Raw genomic sequence first — 18226 nt, 5'->3', positions numbered from 1 at the left:
TGATCAATGAACGTGGTTGGGTGCGCTCGCGCTGGCCTGGGTGAACTTGTCGACGTAGGTGCGGTCCAGCGCGACGCCGAGGCGTTGCAGGACCGGCAGCAAGGCGTCGACCATCGGCGGCGGCCCGCAGGTGTAGGCGTCGACCTCGCCGGGCTGGGGACGCGCGCGCTGGATGCGCTCGACGGCCTCGTGCACGAAGCCGGTCTCGCCCTGCCAGGCGTCCTCCTCGGTGGCCTGCGACAGCACCGGGATGAACTCGAAGTCGGCGAGCTTCCTGGCGATGGCCGCGAACTCCTCGACGAAGAACAGGTCCTTGCGCGTGCGGGCGCCGTAGTAGAAGCGGATCGGCCGCTGCTCGCCGCTCTCGATGTGGTCCTGCAGGATCGACCACAGCGGCGACATGCCGGAGCCGCCGCCCACCAGGAGCATCGGCCCCGGACGTTCTTCCCGGCGGAAGCAGCTGCCGTAGGGCCCCTTCAGCGTGACGGGCGTGCCCGGCTTCAGGTCGCCGTCGAGCAGCGAAGAGAAGGCCCCTTCCGGGTACTTGCGGATGATGAAGCGCACGGTGTCCGGCGAGCTCTGCGTGCTCGCCATCGAGTACGAGCGCGTGACGCCGGCCTGCGGCACGGTCAGCTCGACGAACTGACCTGCCCAGAACTTGATCGGCTGCTCGACCTTCACCTCCAGCAGGCGGATGTCGTGCGTCAGCGCGGTCACCGACACCAGCGATCCGTCGAAGGTCTTGATCGCGATCGAGCGACGCATCGCGTCCTCGTCGTAGTTCAGCAGCTCGACCGTGAGATCGCTGTAGGCATAGGTCCGGCACAGCAGCACCTGGCCGGCATCGCGCTCGTAGTCGGGCAAGGCGAACGTGGAATGGCCCTCGACCTCGGCGTCGCCGTCCAGCACCACGCACTTGCAGCTGCTGCAGCGTCCTTCGCGGCAGCCGTGGGGCAAGGCGATGCCCTGCCGGAACGCCGCATCCAGGACCCACTCCCCCTCTTCCACCTCCATCTCGACGCCGACCGGCTCGAAACGAACGGTATGGACTGTTTTTGCAGACATGTCTGTCCCCGAGTAATCTGGTCCGTCCCGGGCGGCCATGCCGCCCGGGACCTCTGAAGGCCGCGTCAGAACGGCTTGATCTTGAAACCGGCGCGGTAGGCGGCGATGTGCTTCTCGCGCGCCTCGGGCGTCATCTCGCGCAGCAGCACGAGCGGGCTCTGGAGCTGATGACCCTTGACGTGGTCCAGCGTCCACATCTGCTTGTCGTCGAAGCGCAGGTGGGGCTGCGAGACCAGCGTCTTGCCGTCGGAGCGGACGAAGCCGAGGTCCTTGATCGCATCGGCCAGGTCCCAGCCGTGGTAGCACTCCTCCCACTCGCGACGACCGCTGAAGCGGCCCATCGCCGGCGTCGGGCGGCCCTCGTACTCGGCAGCGAAAGCCGTCTTGTGGGTCCAGCGGCACAGCTCGGAGCAGTAGGTGTACAGCTTGCCGTCGACCTCGTCGACGACGAGCTCCTCGCGGATCACCGCGGGCACCATGCAGCTCCAGCAGCGGTGCGGGTAGACGTAGCCGTTCTCCTGGTCGAACAGCATATTGGTCTCGCCCGGCACGCTCTTGCGCTCGTACCACTTCCAGAAGTCACCGAACTCGGCGTACCAGCCCGGGTACTTGTGCTCGAACCACTCGAAGTCCTTCTCGGTCTGGGCCTCGATGCGCCAGAAGTTGGCCGGCCAGCCGACCGCGAAGAACTGCGCGACCTTGTGCACGTAGTTCTTCTTGACCAGGCGGTCCCACGCAGCCGACACGTCGTCGTGGTGGATCTTGACGCCGTACTTCTCGAGCGGGAGCAGGTAGGTGCGGTAGTAGTCCTCGTAGATCCAGCGGTGCCAGAGCTCGGCGTAGGACTCCTTGTTCTTGCTGCGGTCGGTGGTGCCGTACTCGATGATGGTGCCGATGGCGGCGTCGACGATCGCGTGGTTCTGCCAGAACGCGTAGCGGATGTCGCGCTCGAGCAGCAGGTGGTTGTCCGGATCGTTGACCACCGACATCAGCAGCGAGTGGCCGTTGCCGATGTGGCGCGACTCGTCCGACTGGACCGACAGGAACACCGACGAGAGCGCGTAGTCGCCGTTGCGCGCCGCCTCGGACGGCATCGCGACGAACAGCGTGTTGGTGAAGCCCGTCTCGGCCACGACCTGCAGGTAGATGTTCGCCGCGGTCAGCGCGTCACCGGTCAGGAAGCCTTCGGCGAACTGGCGGCCGATGGTGGTGGCGTAGCACTTGCCGAACGCGGCCTCGGTGATGTCGAAGCCGGCCGGATCGATGTAGTTCTCCATGTACCACTTCTTCAGGTTCATCTGAATCGTGGAATGGCGGAACTCGTCGACCATCTGCATCGTGAAGCCGGTGCGCAGTTCCTCGCCCGGGGCGAGGCGGCCGAGCATCGACATCGAGCGGGCCGCCGAGATCTCGGGGAAGGGAATGATCGCCAGGAACAGCTTCATCCACTCGACCCAGCGCGGCTGGGTGTTGCGGAACATGTCGCCGCGCAGCGCCGCGTCGAGTGCGCCGTAGACGCGGTTGTCCTTCTCTTCCTGCATCGGGAAGTAGGAGCGCAGCACCTGCTTCATCGGGTCGCGAGGGGCCTTGCCGATCTTGTAGTCGGTCGGGAAGGTCATCGCCTCCTGGACATAGCTGGGCTGCCATCCGAGGTCGGCGATGCGCCGAGCCGCCTCGGCCACGCTGATCCCTTTCTGGGACGTGATCTTGTTGAGCGTCAAACCTGCTGACATGAAGGTCTCCTTTACTGGTCCGTGCGGACCGGTTTGCAAAGCGTCGAGGCCGCGCGGTCGTGCCGCCAGCCTTTCCTTGGGCCGCAGCCCCTCTCCTCTTTAGCGATCGCTGTGCCATTGCTCGCAATCCCTAGCGGGCCACCCTTCTTCCCTGGAGAAAGGGCGCTCGGCGCGCACACGGCGAATTCGCGGCCGTTTCGTTCTGGGTCAGAGATGCCCGCCGGGCGTCCGAGCGTGAGACGCGCGGCCCTCAGGGTTGTGCGACGGCCGGCATGCGCGCGGCCTCTTCGGCGGCCGGGGGCGTCGCGTGCTCGGCCACGTAGCGCGCCGCGAGCACCAGCGTGCCGATGGCGAAGTCGCGGCCGTGGGCCGCACTCATCGCGTTCGATATCTCGGCGAGCTGCTGGAAGTAGTTGTCCTTCGATTGCGTTTCTTGGTCGTTCATGTCGATGACTCTTTCTCGGATTGCGGCCGCGCCGTCGCGGACCGGTGATTGCTGAACACGGGGTCGGGCAACTCGATCCAGCCCAGCCAGCCGTCCTGCGTGCCGAACGCCAGCCGCTGGCCGTCGGGCGACCAGGCCAGTGCCGAGGGCGCGCCGCCACCCGCCCCCTTGAGCAGCAGGAAGCTGTCGCTGTCGGGCTGGCACAACGTGACGGCCCCGCTGTGGTAGCCCGCGGCGATCACGTGATAGCGCGGATGGCAGGCCACGCAGGTGACCGGCGCCTTGCTCTGGATGCCGCACTCGCGCGGCGCCTGCGAGGCGCCGGGCCGCGCGAAGTCCCAGCACACCGGCCGCAGCGCACCGCTGGTGGCCAGTTGCGCGCCGTCGGGCGTGAACGCCAGCGACAGCGGCTGGCCCGGGTAGCCGGCCATCTCCATGTCGCCGCCGTCCCGCACGCGCCAGCCGTGCAGCGCGTTCTCCTGCATGCCCGTGACCACGTAGCGCCCGTCCGGGCTCCAGGCGATCGCGCGGTGGTAGCCGGGCCAGGACAGGCGGCGCGGCAGCGAGGCCTCGTGCCACAGCGTCACCCCGCCGGAGTGGGCGACGCCGAGGGTGCGCCCGTCGGGGCAGAACGCGAGCGCCGTGGCCGACGCCGGCAGCTCGATCTCGTCGGTGCCGCCGTCGCGCCGGCGTGCCACGCGCTTGCCGCCGGCATAGACCACGTCGCCCGAGCGCCCGCAGGCCACGGCGTCGATCCACAGGCCCTGCATGCGCGCCAGCTCCTCGGGCTCGGCGCCCGGCCGCACGCGCATCACGCGGCCGTCGTCGCCGCCGGTCACGAAGCCGCCGGCCCCGTCGGATGCGAGCGCGTGGCAGCTCCCCGCATGAACAGCCACGGCGACTGGTGCCACCGCCGGCGCACTAGCCGGCACCAGGCTCACGCCCCCGCCCCGGCGCGATTCCAGGCGCGGCCCCTGGTGCCAGTGCGCGTCGGCGAACGCGACGCGGCCATCTCCCATCGCGCAGGCCGCCGTGCGCCCGTCCTGGCTCCAGCAGATCGACACGATCGGCGCCTTCAGGTCCCATTGCGTGCCCAGCACGTCGAGCAGCGGCGGGTTCATGGCACGGCCCTCCAGCGCTGGATCGACGGCTTCACGGCATCACCTCGACTTGCGCGAGGCACTCCTCCAGCTGCTCGCGCAGCGCGATCGAATTCAGGTGGCGACCGATGAACACCAGCCGCGAGCACCGCGGCTCCCCGGGCTTCCAGACGCGATCCATGCTGCGGTCGACCGTCATGTGCACGGTCTGGAAGACGAAGCGCTTCTCGCTGCCGTGCAGCGACACGACCCCCTTGCCGCGCAGCAGGTCCTGGCCGTTCTCGCGGACGAAGCGCAGCAGCCACGCGATGAACAGGCTCGGGTCGAACGCCTGCTCGATGCTCAGCGACACGCACCGCAGGTCGTCACCGTGCCTGCCTTCCTCGACCTCGACGTAGGGCACGCGGCCGATCCGGCCGCGCTGGATCTGCAGCGGCGGGATGCGCAGCGGCGGCATGTGCAGCTTCGAGAGGTCGAAGGCCCCGCGGCCGATCAGGCGTTCGAGCTCGACGTTGCCGTGCTCGCAGCGGACGACCTCGGCGGTCGGGTTGACGCGCTCCACCGCGATCTCGGACACGGCCAGCTCGTCCGCCTTGACGAGGTCCGACTTGTTCAGCAGCACCAGGTCGGCCTGGGCGAGTTGCGCGGCGGCTTCCGGCGCGGCGCGCAGCTGCGCCGCCAAGTGGCGTGAATCGGCCACGCAGATCACGCTGTCGGACCGCGTGTGCTGGCGCAGGAAGTCGTCGAAGTGCAGCGTCTGGATGACCGGCGCCGGGTCCGCGAGGCCGCTGGTCTCGATGATGATCCCGTCGTACCGTCCGGGGCGGCGAATGAGGCCACTCATGACACGGATGAGGTCGCCGCGGACCCTGCAGCAGACGCAGCCGTTGTTCAACTCGTGCACCTCCTCCTCGGCGCCGACGACCAGCGAGCCGTCGATCCCGAGCTCGCCGAACTCGTTGACGATCACGGCGTAGCGCCCGCCGACCGTGCCGTGCAGGATGCGATTGAGCAAGGTCGTCTTGCCGGCGCCGAGGAAGCCGGTGATCACGGTGACGGGAATTCTCGAGTTCATGCTCATGCTGCCGTGTCCTTGTCTGCCGGGAAGCGGCGTCGTGCGTCCGCGTGCCACGGTCTCCATCTCCATCCGCCGTCGGCACACCTTGTGCGAGCCGAGGGTCGGCCCCAATGCGCAATCGCTATGCCATCCGCCGCTCACACCGGCGAGCGCGCGATAAGTGCTTGATCGATTTCAGGATTCGACCCGCCCTGGAGGTTTCCACCTAGGGGTCGCGTGGCACACGTGTCGCGTTTTAGGTCACTGCGCCGAGTCATATTCGGCACGCTCTTCGAAGGTGCTTTCCCTAGTAATTAGCCGACCACCACCCGCTCGCGGAATGGCACTGGAAAACTCGTCTCGTGTCGTGCGGCGATTCGCACGAAACGACGAAGGAGATATCCATGAAGACCATCGCTATTTCGCTGTCCGTGCCCACGGGGGAATGCAAGGAAGACGACGGGCGCGTCCCGAAGCTCGACCTGCCGCTCTCGCGGCGTGAACTCCTGAAGGGCTCCGGCGTGCTGATGGGCACGCTCGTGAGCGGCTCCCTGCTGGCGGCGCTGGCCCCGTCCCCCGTGTGGGCCGTTCCGATGCGCAAGCTCAGCGACGCGGAGGGCCGCGCGCTGCTGACCATGGGTCGCGTCCTGTACCCGCACAAGAAGCTGGAAGACGCGGTCTACGCCCTGCTCGTCAAGGACCTCGACGCCAAGGCGGCAGCCGACCCGAAGGTCGCGAAGCTGCTCAAGGAGGGCGTGGCGCGCCTCGACCGCCTCGCAGGCGGCAGGTTCGAGAACGCCGCATCGGAGAAGCAGTTGTCGATCGTCCGCTCGATCGAGGCAACGCCGTTCTTCGCCACGGTGCGGGGCCAGTGCATCACCTCGCTGTACGACAACGACATGGCCTTCGCCGCACTGGGCTATCCCGGCTCTGCCTGGGAGAAGGGCGGCTACATCACACGCGGCTTCCAGGACCTGACCTGGCTGCCGGCGCCCCCCACGCAAGCGAGCCCTCCGCCCCACATGGGCTGAGATCCCTCGTCGCCACGACATCCCAGCTAACGCGAGGCTAGAACCCACATGAACACGTTCGATTTCAACGACGACTCCGTGGTCGTCATCATCGGCTCCGGCGCCGGCGGCGGCACGCTGGCCAACGAGCTCTGCCAGAAGGGCATCAAGGTCGTGGTCCTGGAAGCCGGCGCGACGCAGTCCAACGCCAGCTTCATCAACGACGAATGGAAGTCCTTCAGCCAGCTCGCCTGGCTGGACCAGCGCACCACATCCGGCAGCTGGCGCGTGGCCAAGGACTTCCCGAACCTGCCCGCGTGGATCTGCAAGACGGTGGGCGGCACCACCACGCACTGGGCCGGCGCGTCGCTGCGCTTCCAGGAGCACGAATTCAAGACGCGCACGGTCTACGGCGACGTCCGCGGCGCCAACCTGATGGACTGGCCGCTGACGCTGGCCGAACTCGAGCCCTACTACTCGCGCGCCGAGGACAAGATGGGCGTGACCCGCACGCACGGCATTCCGGGGCTGCCGGGCAACAACAACTTCAAGGTGATGTACAGCGGCGCCACCAAGCTCGGCTACAGCGAAGTGCACACCGGCAACATGGCGATCAACAGCCAGCCCCGCGACGACCGCGCGCGTTGCCTGCAACTGGGCTTCTGCTTCCAGGGCTGCAAGAGCGGCGCGAAGTGGAGCACGCTCTACACCGAGTTGCCCAAGGCGGAGCGGACCGGCAACCTGGAGCTCCGACCTGAAAGCCATGTGACGCGCATCGAGCACGATGCGAAGGGCAAGGTGACCGGGGTCGTCTACTTCGACAAGAACGGTCGCGAGCAGCGCCAGAAGGCCCGCATCGTCGCCGTGGCGGGCAACTCGATCGAGACCCCGCGCCTGCTGCTGCTGTCGGCGTCCAGCCTGTTCAAGGACGGGCTCGCCAACAGCTCGGGCCAGGTGGGCCGCAACTACATGCGCCACGTGACCGGCTCGGTGTACGCGCTGTTCGAGAACCCCGTTCACATGTACCGGGGCACCACGATGGCCGGCGTCGTCCGTGACGAGGCGCGCAACGACACGAAGCGCGGCTTCGTCGGCGGCTACGAGATGGAGACGCTGTCGCTCGGCCTGTCGTTCATGGCCGCGTTCCTGAACCCGGGGGGCTGGGGCGCCGACTTCACCGAGTACCTGGAGAACTACACGCACCTGGCCGGCATGTGGCTGGTCGGCGAGGACATGCCGCGCGAGAGCAATCGCGTCACGCTGAACAAGACGCTGAAGGACAAGTGGGGCAACCCGATCCCGAACGTCCACTACGACGACCACGACAACGACGTGGCGCTGCGCGAGCACGCCTTCACCCAGGGCCAGCGCGTGTACGAGGCAGCCGGCGCGCGCAAGTCGTTCCGCACGCCACCCTACCCGTCGACGCACAACCTCGGCACCTGCCGGATGGGCGCCTCCGCCAAGACCAGCGTCTGCAACTCCTACGGCCAGACGCACGACGTGGCGAACCTGTTCATCTCGGACGGTAGCCAGTTCACCACCGGCGGCGCGGAGAACCCGACGCTGACGATCGTGACGCTCGCGATCCGCCAGGCGGAATACATCGCCAAGCAGATGAGCGCCCGGACGATCTGAGCGACAGGCGCACGACGGGGCGCGTTGGCCTGGGCCGACGCGCTCCCCCGTCCGACCGGTCCGGGACGTGACCCGGACCTCCACATGAATGGCGTCGGACGCGCAGGGCGCGCCACGGCGCCCCAAGGAGACAGAACCATGCTTTCCCAATTTGAGAAGTTCGGAGGCGGCGCGCGCGGCGCGGTCAATCTCCTGACCTCGGCGCTGCCGATCGCCATCATCGGCGGGCTGCTCTATGCCGGCTTCTTCGTGAAAGCCGAAGCCGTCATCAAGAAGGTCGAGCCCAAGGCCGTCGAACGCCGCGACAACTTCTTCAGCGTCGCGGCACCCTCCGAGCAGGTGGCCTGGGCCGCGGGCAGCGGCGGCAAGATCGTCCACACGGTCGATGGCGGCAAGAGCTGGCAGCGGCAGTCGACCTCGACGCTCGAGAACCTGCAGGGCATCGCCGCGTGGGACGCCCTGCATGCGGTGGCGGCCGGCAACAACGGCGTCATCCTCGTCACCACCAACGGCGGCGGCCTCTGGAAGACGGCGACGCTGCCGAGCTCGGGCAACCCGAACAAGCTGTTCCGCGTGCGCATCTTCGACGGCGTGGCCTGGGCGGTCGGCGAGTTCGGCGCCCTGCTGCGCTCCGACGACAAGGGCCAGACCTGGACGCGCGCGCTGCCCGAGAAGGACCGCGCATGGAACTCCGTCTACTTCATCGGCCCCACCGGCTGGATCGTCGGGGAGTTCGGCGCGGTGATGCGCACGACCGACGGCGGCGCCACCTGGACCGACATCGCGGCGAAGAACAAGGTCAGCCTGATGGCGGTGGCCTTCCGCGATCCGCAGCACGGCGTCGGCGTCGGCCTCGCGGGAACGCTGGTCGTGACGAACGATGGCGGGCTCACCTGGACCGACGTCGAGCGCCCCACGCGCGAGCACCTGCTCGACGTCATCTGGGACGAGAACCACTGGACCGCGGTCGGCGACAAGGGGGTCGTCGTGAGCTCCGACGCCGCCGCCCAGACCTGGAAGGCGCGCCGCCTCTCGGACGGCGACGTCTCGTGGCGCACCCAGATCGCGAAGTCCGGCCCGCGCTACTACCTGGCCGGCGCCACCCTCGCCGTGCTCGAAGGCGACCAGCTGACCGTCGCGGGTCGCTGACACGAAAAAAAACGAGGAGACGGCTGTGAAGAATGCAACGTTCGGAAAAATCGAGAAGGCCTTCGAGCGCCTGATCCACTACCGCCGCTGGGTGGTGCTGACGGTCGCGCTGCTGACGGCGGTGATGGGCTACCTGGCCACCCACGTCGAGGTGAAGACGATCTTCAGCGACCTGCTGCCGAAGAATCACCCCTATGTCGCGGTGAACCAGAAATTCAAGTCGACCTTCGGCGGCTCGAACATGGTCAGCATCATGGTCGAGACGGAGCACGGCGACATCTTCGACACGAAGGTACTGGAGAAGGTGCAGAAGCTGACGGTCGGCCTGCAGCAGGTCGACAGCGTCGACACCTACCAGATCGTCTCGATCGCCTCCAAGAAGATCAAGGAGGTCCGGGCCTCGACCGAAGGGGTGGAGTCGCGCCCCATCATGTGGCCCAACCTGCCGCAGTCGGCCACCGAGATGGCGGTGCTGAAGGAGGCCGTGCTCAACAACCCGCTGATCTACGGGCCCTACGTCTCGTCGGACCTCAAGGCCACGCTGATCACGGCCGACTTCCTCGACGGCGAGATCAACTACAGCAAGGCCTTCAACCAGATCATGGCGCTGGTCAAGGAGGCCTCCAGCGACGGCGTGAAGGTGCGCGTCGTCGGTGAGCCGGTGCTGTACGGCTGGGTCAACTTCTACCTCGACGAGACGCTGCAGATCTTCTTCGCCGCCATCGCCTCGCTGGTGATCATCTTGATGCTGATCACCCGCACCTGGCACGGCACCCTGCTGCCGCTGCTGGCCGGCGTGGTCAGCGCCACCTGGGCCCTCGGCGCGGCGAAGCTGATGGGCTTCCACCTCGATCCGCTGGTCATCGTGGTCGCCTTTCTGATCACCGCGCAGGCGATCTCGAACTCGGTGCAGTTGATCTCGCGCTACGACGACGAGATCGCGCGCGGCGCAGGCAGCTCCGCCGCGGCGGCCCTGGCGAGCGCGAAGAACCTCTTCAAGCCCAGCATGCTGGCCATCGTGGCCGATGCCGGCTGCGTGCTCGTGGTGGCGCTGACGCCCATCCCGATGCTGGAGAAGATCTCCTACATCGGCACGGTCTGGATCTTCTCGATCCTCGTCAGCGCGCTGATGCTCACGCCGGTCATGCTGTCGTACTTCAAGCCGAAGCAGAGCTTCGTGCATCCGCTGAACATTCGCCCGATGCTCGATGCCGTGCTCCGCGTCTGCGCGAGCGTCGTCACCACGCGCTGGCGCTACGGCGTGCTCAGCGTCGCGCTGCTGGTGTTCGTCGTGTCCGGCTGGTACGCCTTCAACCTCAAGGTCGGCGACGCGAACCCGGGCTCGCCGATCCTGTGGCCCGACTCCTCGTACAACCGTGACGCCACCGACATCAACCGGCAGTTCCAGGGCTCCGACCGCATGTTCGTCGTGGTCGCCGGCAAGGAAAAAGGCGCGCTGCGGGAGCCGGAAGTGCTCAAGAGCATGAGCGACTTCCAGCGCTACATGGAGGCCCAGCCGGAGGTCGGCGGCAGCATCTCGCTGGCCGACGTGCTGCCCCAGGTGCGCCGCGTGCTGCGCGAGGGCAACCCGATGTACGCGGAACTCGGCCACGACGCCAACGAGAACGGCGAGCTGACCTACATGTTCGTCTCCGGCTCCGACCCGGGCGACATGGACCGCTACGCCGACGCCGACGCGAAGAACGGCGCCGTGACGCTGTTCTTCCGCGACCACCAGGGCGAGACCATCCGCACGGCGATCGCCCGCGTGCAGGACTACGTGGCCCAGAACGCGATGCAGAAGGCCGACTACCTGCTGGCGGGCGGCCTGGTGGGCGTGCTGGCGGCGGTGAACGAGGTCATCCTCGCCGGCCAGATCGAGGCGATCGCGCTCGCGCTGCTGGTGCTGGTGGTGTGCTGCACGGTGACCTACCGCTCCACGGTGGCCGGGGTGTTCTTCATGATCCCGGTGCTGCTGTCCAACACGATCACGTTCAGCTACATGGCGTGGCACGGCATCGGCATGAACATCAACACGCTGCCGGTGGTGGCCCTGGGCATCGGCCTGGGTGTCGACTACACCTTCTACATCGTCGACGGGATCCGCGAGGAACTGCACCACTCCGACGACGTCGAGGCGGCCATCATCAAGGCGCTCGGCAGCGCCGGCCGCGGCGTGCTGATCACCGCGTTGACGCTGATCACCAGCGTCGGGCTGTGGAGCTTCTCGTCGCTGCGGCTGCAGGCCGACATGGGCCTGCTGATCGCGCTCTGGCTGTTCATCTCGGCCTTCAGCGCGCTCTTCATCATGCCGGCGATCGTCTACGTGTTCCGCCCCGCGTTCATCGTGGGCAGCAAGCAGCGTCCGATCGAGCGCGCCGATTCCGCAGTGGTTGTGTGAGGAGTGTCGGTCGCTCGCGACGCCGTCGTACCGCGACGGCGCGCGATTCGTGCTGGCTTGTGTTCAGAGAAAAGACGAAAGGAACGGAGACATGAAACAGAAACACCATAGAAGGTTCAAGAGAATTCCGGGGCTCGCTCTCGCAGCAGCTCTGGGCGGCATGGCCACCACCGCCGCGCATGCCGCGGAGGATGGCGCCAAGAGCGCGGCCGACGACAAGGACTATTCGTTCTCGCTGTCCGGCTACGCGCGTGGCTGGGTGTCGATGAACCTGCAGAACCAGCCCGAGCTCGAGCAGCAAGGGATCAAGAGCCGGGGCAAGCTGTCGATGGTCCGCGGCTCCGTGCTGCTCGACGCCGACGCGAAGACGGGCCCGGTGAAATGGAAGGCGATCACCCGACTCGATCGCGAATACAAGACCAACTATCTCGAGGACCTCGAAAACCTGCGTGCGACCAACGGCACCGCCGGTGGCGAAAGCATCCTCAAGAACTACGACAACTTCGATGTCCGCGAGTTCTGGGCCGAGACCAACGTCGGCGACCGCACCACGGTGAAGTTCGGCAGACAGCAGCTGGTGTGGGGCGAGTCCGACTTCTTCCACGCCATGGACCTGGTGCACGGCTACGACCTGAGCTGGCGCCTCTTCTTCGAGGGGGAGAACGAGGAGTGGCGCAAGCCGCTGATCCTGCTGTCCACCAAGATCCGCGTTCCGGAAGCGAGCGGGATGCTTGCGGCCTACGTGCGTCCGGGCTGGGATCGCTGCCAGGACATCGGCAACACCTACGACATCGGCGGTGGACGCTGGTTCTTCCAGCCTTATCGCGGCTTCGACCTGAACCAGGTGACGACCAAGAACTGCAATCACCCGGCCGGCGATTTCCGCGACGTGACCGGTGGTGTTCGCTGGTCCGGCGAGGCCCTGGGTTTGAGTTACTCGCTGGCCTATCTGAAGACGTTCTCGGCCGATCCGGTGGCCAGCTCGGCATCGCCGGGCAAGAGCTACCAGGGCGTGCCGGTCATCGGTGCGGTGTTCGACCGGATCAATCCGAAGGTCGATGTTCTGGGTGCCACGGTGAGCGGCTACAGCGACACGCTCGACGCCGTGCTGAGCGCGGAGGTCGCGTACACGAAGGATCAACCTTACAACGTGGGCAGCGGCGCGTTCAATCCCGCCAACTTCGCGTCGGGCGTCGGCAACCCGGGCATCGGCCTGAACGGCGTGAAGCTGAAGAACACGCTGACGACGATGCTGCGCATCGACAAGAACCTGAAGCTCGAGGGGCTGCTGGGCACGAGCCGGCCGTCGTTCTCGTCCATCCAGTTGTTCGACACGCAGGTCCTCAACTACGAGGACAACGATGACCTGGTCCGGCTCTTCGCGTACGGCTCGAAGCTGAAGGAGCACAACACCATCCTGACGGCCTTCACGACGCTCAACTACCAGAACGACCAGATCAACCCCGGCTTCGCCGTCGGGTTCGACCTGAGCAATGGCGGCGGCTTCGCGATCCCGAGCGTTTCAATGACCTTGTCCGACAAGTGGGTGGCCAAGGTGGAGGCCGACATCTTCTGGGACGGCGGCAGGAACAACAAGACGCAGTTCAGCGGCGAAGACTCGCAGTTGTTCGGCTATTTCAGCAAGGCAAGCCAGTTGGTGTTCCGGTTGACCCGGCAATTCTGATCAAAGGAGACTTCACAATGAAATCCAGCAAGAACATGACCAATCGTCGCAGCGTTCTGCGCACCGGCCTTGGCGGGGCGGTCGCCATTGCCACTGCGTTGGTTGCCGGCCCTGCGATGGCGAAGGATCTGGAAGCGGGCTTCGTCATCAAGAAGGAGAACTACGACAGCATCAAGAACGACACCTTCGAGGGCAAGACCATCGCCAGCATGGTGCCGGAGAAGCTGGAGTGGATGATCAAGAACTACGACCTGACCATCAAGCTGGCCAACTCGAAGAAGATCGTCATGGACCCGAAGTACGTCCAGGCGACCAAGGACGGCGCGAAGGACGTGAAGTTCAACCCGGCCGACCGCACCGTGACAGGCTGGAAGGCGGGGATGATGTTCCCGCCCGAGACCATCAAGATGGACGACCCGAACGCCGGCGACAAGGTGATCTGGAACCTGCGCGCGGCCACCTACGGCGCGACGATGGACCTGCGCGACATCGCCTGGGCCTTCCTCGACGCGAAGAAGGGCTACGAGCGCGTCCAGGCCTTCCAGTCGCGGCGCTACTACATGGAGGGCCGACTGGACGGCGGCCCGACCACGGTGGGCGACGGCAACATCGCCCAGAAGACCTACTTCGTGGCGACCTACCCGCAGGACATCCGCGGCCTCGGGCTCTTCTCGGTCCGCTACAACCAGGCTGACTCGAAGGTGCCTGACGACTCCTACGCCTACCTGAAGTCCGTACGCCGCACGCGCCGTCTCTCCGGCGGCGCGTGGATGGACCCGATCGGTGGCACCGACCAGCTGTACGACGACTGGGACATCTGGGATGCCGCGCCGACCAAGTACCTCTCCAACAAGCTGATCGAGAAGCGCTGGGTGCTGGCGATCGCCCACAGCCCGGAGATGAGCGTGGACGTCAAGCAGCCCTGGACCGATCCGGCCAAGCGCTTCCCGCGCATCGGCATCGACATCCCGCCACACTTCAACCCGGCGCCGGACATCGGCTGGGAGCCGCGTGAGGTGTACGTGGTGGAAGGCACCTGCCCGCCCGAGCACCCGTACAGCAAGAAGGTGGTGTACATGGAAGTCGACTTCCCGCGCCCCTACCTCGGCTATGCGCTGGACCGCAAGGGCGAGTTCTGGAAGATGTTCATCTTCCAGAACCGTCCGGACACCGGCGACGACGGCTACAAGGCGGTCATGCCCGTGATCGGCCACATCATCGACGTGAAGCGCGGTCATGCCACCAACTGGTCTTCGAACATGAAGTCCAACCCCAAGGGCGTCAAGGAAACCGACGTGGCGCTGAACATCCTGGAAGAGGTCGCGACCGGGACCGGGAAGTAATCGGCAGATCCCGCTGCCGGGGCCGCCGGGTCGCCACGTTCGAGCGCTGCCTCGAACGTCGGCCCGGCGGCCTTTGCACTTGGCGCGCCGATCAGGCGCCCACAGCGCGGCGACCCGGGGCGCTGGAGAGCAACGACCGCACACGCGACAGAGATTCACCATGAAGACCCCTTCCGCAGCGACTTGCCGCGACCCCGCAGCGTTCCAGCGCGTGTCCCGTCTCCGTTGGCCGATCGCCGCGGCCACCGTGCTCTGCTGCCTATCGTCGGCTCGCGCCGACGACGGCATCAGCACCGATCGGCCCGACTTCGTCGAATCCAGCCAGGTGATCGGCTCGGGCCGCTTCCAGGTGGAATGGGGGTTCGCCCGCGAGCGCAGCGACGATGCGTCCGGTGCCCGACCGAGGATCGACTCGACCCCGACGCTGCTGCGCCTGGGTGTCAGCGACACCCTCGAACTGCGGATCGAGACCGACGGCTACCTGAGTTCCCGATCCGACGCCGCGACCCCCTCGCGTGTCACGCGCGAGCGGGGCTTTGCGGACACGTCGCTCGGCGTCAAGTGGCACATGCAGGACGGCGATGAGGCGTCGGGGCGCCCCGCCGTCGCCTGGCTCCTGCATGTGGACGTGGATTCGGGATCGGCCGCGTTCCGCGGTAACGGCCTGCGCCCCTCCTTGCGCGTGGTCGGCGAGTGGGAGCTCGACGGCGCGATGTCGGTGGGCGCCATGGGCGGTGTTGCGGTGGATCGCAACCCCGACAGCGGGCGGTTCGCCGCGGGCATCCTCGCGGTGACCGTGGGCAAGTCGTGGACCGACCACTTCCGCACGTTTGTCGAACTGGCGGGTCGGCAACTCGCCTCGTCCCGCCACGGCGGGTCGGTGGTGAGCTTCGACGTTGGCACCGCGTACCTCCTGAGTCCCTCGGTCCAGGTCGACGCCGTGGTCTCGCGCGGGATCACCCACACCTCACCGGACTGGGAGTTCGGTGCCGGACTGTCGATCAAGTTCTAACCCAGGAGACAGCTTCCCCATGAAGATACGCACCCTCCCTCTCAGCGTCGCCGGCTTCCTGCTCGCGACCGGCAGTTGCTTCGCCGCGGGCGCCCTGTCGGTCGAGCGCGAAGTCACGGTCGACAACTCGCCAGCGACCGTCTGGAAGCTGGTCGGCCCTTTCAACTCACTCGATGTCTGGCACCCGGCGGTCGTCAAGAGCGAACTCAACGGCAACGGCACCCAGGTCGGTGCCCGGCGGCTCCTGACGCTGGACGATGGCGCCACGAGGCTCGAAAAGCTGCTGTCGTACAGCGCGGCCCAGCGAAGTTACAGCTATTCGATCCTCGAGAGCGCCCTGCCGGTCGCCAATTACAAGGCGACCCTCACGCTCACGCCGGCTGAAGGGGGCCGCACCCTGATGAAGTGGAGCTCGACATTCGACGCCAACGGGGTCAGTGACGAGCAGGCCACCGCGATCATCGGCGGCATCCACGATGCCGGGTTGGCCAAGGTGGTTGCCAACTTCAAGCAGCCATGATCAGGAGACACCGCACATGAACACCCCACTCCGCAACGCCGCCGCGGCCAGTCTGCTGATGGCCGCGGCCGGTCTTTGCCATGCCCAAGGCGCGATCTCGTTCTCGCGCGACATCACGATCGATCGCTCGCCGGCCACCGTCTGGAAGTACGTCGGCGACTTCAATGCGATCGACCTCTGGCACCCCTCGGTCAGGAACAGCACGCTCAAGGGCAGCAGCACCAAGCCGGGTGCGATCCGCACGTTGACGCTCACCGGCGACGGCGAAATGGTGGAGAAGCTGCTCGCCTACGACGCCGCGAAGACCCGCTACACCTACACGACGCTGAAGAGCCCGTTCCCGATCAAGAACTACGTTTCGACCCTCTCGGTGAGCCCCACCGCGGATGGCAAGACGCTGATGACCTGGAGCGCCACCTTCGATGCCGTCGGTGTCGACGAAGACATCGCGACCGAATGGGTCGGCGTCGCCTTCGACGGTGGGCTGGGCAAGGTGGCCGGCCATTTCGAGAAGGCACCGTGAGCCGGCCTGTCCCGGCACCCTGGCGCTGACCGTGGGAACCGAAGACCCGCGTCCAGCAATCGGACGGGGTGCACCGCAGCACGTCCCGGAACACGACGCTCGCGCCGCCGGCGCCGGGGCCGCAGGACCCGCCCTCCCCCGAGACAGAACGGCAACTAGGAATCTGGAGCATTGGCATGCGATTCGCAGAAGCGGGCTCAGGGTGAAAGCCCGGAGACACGACACGATAGGAGGCACACCATGTCGTACCCCTTTGCAGATGGCCATGACGAAGGAACCAGGTTCCAGCTGCGGTTCCAGTCGCTGTTCGATGCCGGGCATGGCTATGCCTTCCCATGCGACTCGGCTGGACACGTGCTCATGGACTCGCTCGGCGAACACGAACGCAACAGCTACCTGTTCGCGCGGGCGCTCGTGGGACGGGATTTCGACGTGCCAAAGGTGCACGCCCGGCATCCGTCCTGAGTTGGAAGAAGACCGATGCCGCGCTCGCGGCAGGTCAGGGAATCAACACGGCGCGCCCCGTGATCTTGCCGTGATGCAGGTCGAGCAGCGCCTGGTTCGCGTCCTTCAGCCTGTATTCACGCGTCGCCAGGTGAACCAGCCCGCGATCGGCCAGCGCCATCAGTTCGACCAGTTCCGAATAGGTGCCGACCAGATTGCCGACGATGCTCTTCTCGCTCGTGATCATGTCGATCGCGGGCAGCTCGATCTTGCCGCCATAGCCGACGAGGTAGTAGGTGCCGGCGTTGCGCGTCATCGCCAAGCCCTTGGGAATCGCATCGCCCTCGCCGACGAAGTCGATGACCGCCTGCGCGCCTTTGCCCCCGGTGAGCTCGAGCACACGCTCGAGCTCGTGGCCGTCGGCCTTGACCAGGTGATGGGCACCGCATCCCTTGGCCAGCTGCAGCGCGGTGTCGGCGCGGTCGACGATGATGATCTCGGCAGCGCACAGGGCAGCCAGCACCTGGATGCCGATGTGGCCCAGCCCTCCGGCGCCGATGACGACCGCGTACTCGCCGGGCAGCAGGTGGCGCGACGCCTTCTTGGCGGCACGGTACGCGGTGAGTCCGGCGTCGGTGTAGGGGGCGACATCCTTCGGCGCCAGCGTCTTCGGCAGCTTGATGAGCGAGCGCTGGCCGGTGCGCAGGTACTCGGCATAGCCGCCATCGGCATTGATGCCGGGAAAGCGGCTCTCGTCGGCATGCATGTCGTCACCGCGGCGGCAGGCCAGGCAATGGCCGCTGGTCACGAGCGGGTGGCAGATCACCGGGTCACCGATCTTCACGCCGGTCACCGCCGAGCCGACGGCCTCGACCCAGCCGGCGTTCTCGTGGCCCATGATGTAGGGCAGCTCGACGTCCACCTTGCCACGCCAGATGCCCTCGACCACATGCAGGTCGGTGCGGCACACGCCGGCGCCTCCGATGCGCACGATGACGTCGGTCGGGCTCTCGATTTTCGGGTCGGGCACGTCGCCATAGCGCACGAAGCTGTCGCCACCGAGCGATTCGTTGTACTGGTGCAGCACTGCGGCTTTCATGAG

Annotated in this window: 16 protein-coding genes; 10 read left to right on the top strand and 6 right to left on the bottom strand. The window is 66.7% G+C overall.

The window, feature by feature from the left end; genetic code table 11:
* Window positions 1-3: 3 nt before the first annotated feature.
* The 5 genes from ACQY9S_RS04355 to ACQY9S_RS04335 form a co-directional block, all read right to left on the bottom strand.
* Window positions 4-1065, bottom strand: coding sequence for an NADH:ubiquinone reductase (Na(+)-transporting) subunit F (locus ACQY9S_RS04355; RefSeq protein WP_428423339.1), 1062 nt, complete (start codon window positions 1063-1065; stop codon window positions 4-6).
* 65 nt (window positions 1066-1130) lie between these two features.
* On the bottom strand, window positions 1131-2798 hold the full coding sequence (locus ACQY9S_RS04350; RefSeq protein ID WP_428423338.1) for an aromatic/alkene/methane monooxygenase hydroxylase/oxygenase subunit alpha: 1668 nt from the start codon (window positions 2796-2798) through the stop codon (window positions 1131-1133).
* A 250-nt stretch (window positions 2799-3048) separates the two neighbouring features.
* The gene (locus ACQY9S_RS04345) at window positions 3049-3243 is read right to left on the bottom strand and encodes a hypothetical protein (RefSeq protein WP_428423337.1); all 195 of its coding nucleotides are present in this window, start codon (window positions 3241-3243) and stop codon (window positions 3049-3051) included.
* The gene (locus tag ACQY9S_RS04340; RefSeq protein WP_428423336.1) at window positions 3240-4364 is read right to left on the bottom strand and encodes a WD40 repeat domain-containing protein; all 1125 of its coding nucleotides are present in this window, start codon (window positions 4362-4364) and stop codon (window positions 3240-3242) included. The genes ACQY9S_RS04345 and ACQY9S_RS04340 overlap by 4 nt, the downstream gene beginning before the upstream one ends.
* 31 nt (window positions 4365-4395) lie before the next feature.
* Complete coding sequence (locus tag ACQY9S_RS04335; RefSeq protein WP_428423335.1) at window positions 4396-5424, bottom strand: CobW family GTP-binding protein; 1029 nt, start codon at window positions 5422-5424, stop codon at window positions 4396-4398.
* Between the two features lie 380 nt (window positions 5425-5804).
* Here ACQY9S_RS04335 and ACQY9S_RS04330 point away from each other — a divergent pair, with 380 nt between their 5' ends.
* From ACQY9S_RS04330 to ACQY9S_RS04285, 10 genes are all read left to right on the top strand, one after another.
* The gene (locus ACQY9S_RS04330; RefSeq protein ID WP_428423334.1) at window positions 5805-6431 is read left to right on the top strand and encodes a twin-arginine translocation signal domain-containing protein; all 627 of its coding nucleotides are present in this window, start codon (window positions 5805-5807) and stop codon (window positions 6429-6431) included.
* 48 nt (window positions 6432-6479) lie between these two features.
* Entirely contained in the window at window positions 6480-8048 is a 1569-nt protein-coding gene (locus ACQY9S_RS04325; protein ID WP_428423333.1) for a GMC family oxidoreductase, read from the top strand.
* Window positions 8049-8186: 138 nt separating this feature from the next.
* Window positions 8187-9197: a WD40/YVTN/BNR-like repeat-containing protein gene (locus tag ACQY9S_RS04320; RefSeq protein WP_428423332.1), complete on the top strand. Its 1011-nt coding sequence runs from the start codon at window positions 8187-8189 to the stop codon at window positions 9195-9197.
* Window positions 9198-9222: 25 nt separating this feature from the next.
* Window positions 9223-11598, top strand: a complete 2376-nt coding sequence (locus tag ACQY9S_RS04315; protein ID WP_428423331.1) for an efflux RND transporter permease subunit — start codon at window positions 9223-9225, stop codon at window positions 11596-11598.
* A gap of 91 nt (window positions 11599-11689) precedes the next feature.
* Complete coding sequence (locus ACQY9S_RS04310) at window positions 11690-13282, top strand: DUF1302 family protein (protein ID WP_428423330.1); 1593 nt, start codon at window positions 11690-11692, stop codon at window positions 13280-13282.
* Between the two features lie 17 nt (window positions 13283-13299).
* Entirely contained in the window at window positions 13300-14625 is a 1326-nt protein-coding gene (locus tag ACQY9S_RS04305) for a DUF1329 domain-containing protein (RefSeq protein ID WP_428423329.1), read from the top strand.
* Between the two features lie 160 nt (window positions 14626-14785).
* The gene (locus tag ACQY9S_RS04300) at window positions 14786-15637 is read left to right on the top strand and encodes a transporter (RefSeq protein ID WP_428423328.1); all 852 of its coding nucleotides are present in this window, start codon (window positions 14786-14788) and stop codon (window positions 15635-15637) included.
* Window positions 15638-15656: 19 nt separating this feature from the next.
* Window positions 15657-16157 carry an SRPBCC family protein gene (locus tag ACQY9S_RS04295; protein ID WP_428423327.1) on the top strand — a complete coding sequence of 167 codons (501 nt, stop codon included), beginning with the start codon at window positions 15657-15659 and terminating at the stop codon, window positions 16155-16157.
* 16 nt (window positions 16158-16173) lie between these two features.
* Window positions 16174-16680, top strand: a complete 507-nt coding sequence (locus ACQY9S_RS04290; RefSeq protein ID WP_428423326.1) for an SRPBCC family protein — start codon at window positions 16174-16176, stop codon at window positions 16678-16680.
* A gap of 240 nt (window positions 16681-16920) precedes the next feature.
* A complete protein-coding gene (locus ACQY9S_RS04285) occupies window positions 16921-17145 on the top strand; it encodes a hypothetical protein (protein ID WP_428423325.1) in 225 nt (74 codons plus the stop codon).
* Window positions 17146-17179: 34 nt separating this feature from the next.
* On the opposite strand, the gene ACQY9S_RS04280 is transcribed toward ACQY9S_RS04285, so the two are convergent.
* Window positions 17180-18223, bottom strand: coding sequence for an NAD(P)-dependent alcohol dehydrogenase (locus ACQY9S_RS04280; RefSeq protein WP_428423324.1), 1044 nt, complete (start codon window positions 18221-18223; stop codon window positions 17180-17182).
* Window positions 18224-18226: the final 3 nt, after the last annotated feature.

The organism is Methylibium sp., assembly GCF_965279545.1.
Classification (GTDB): Bacteria; Pseudomonadota; Gammaproteobacteria; order Burkholderiales; family Burkholderiaceae_C; genus Methylibium.
The sequence above is the reverse complement of the archived record's forward strand: the minus strand, read 5'-3'. Positions and strand labels throughout refer to the sequence as shown.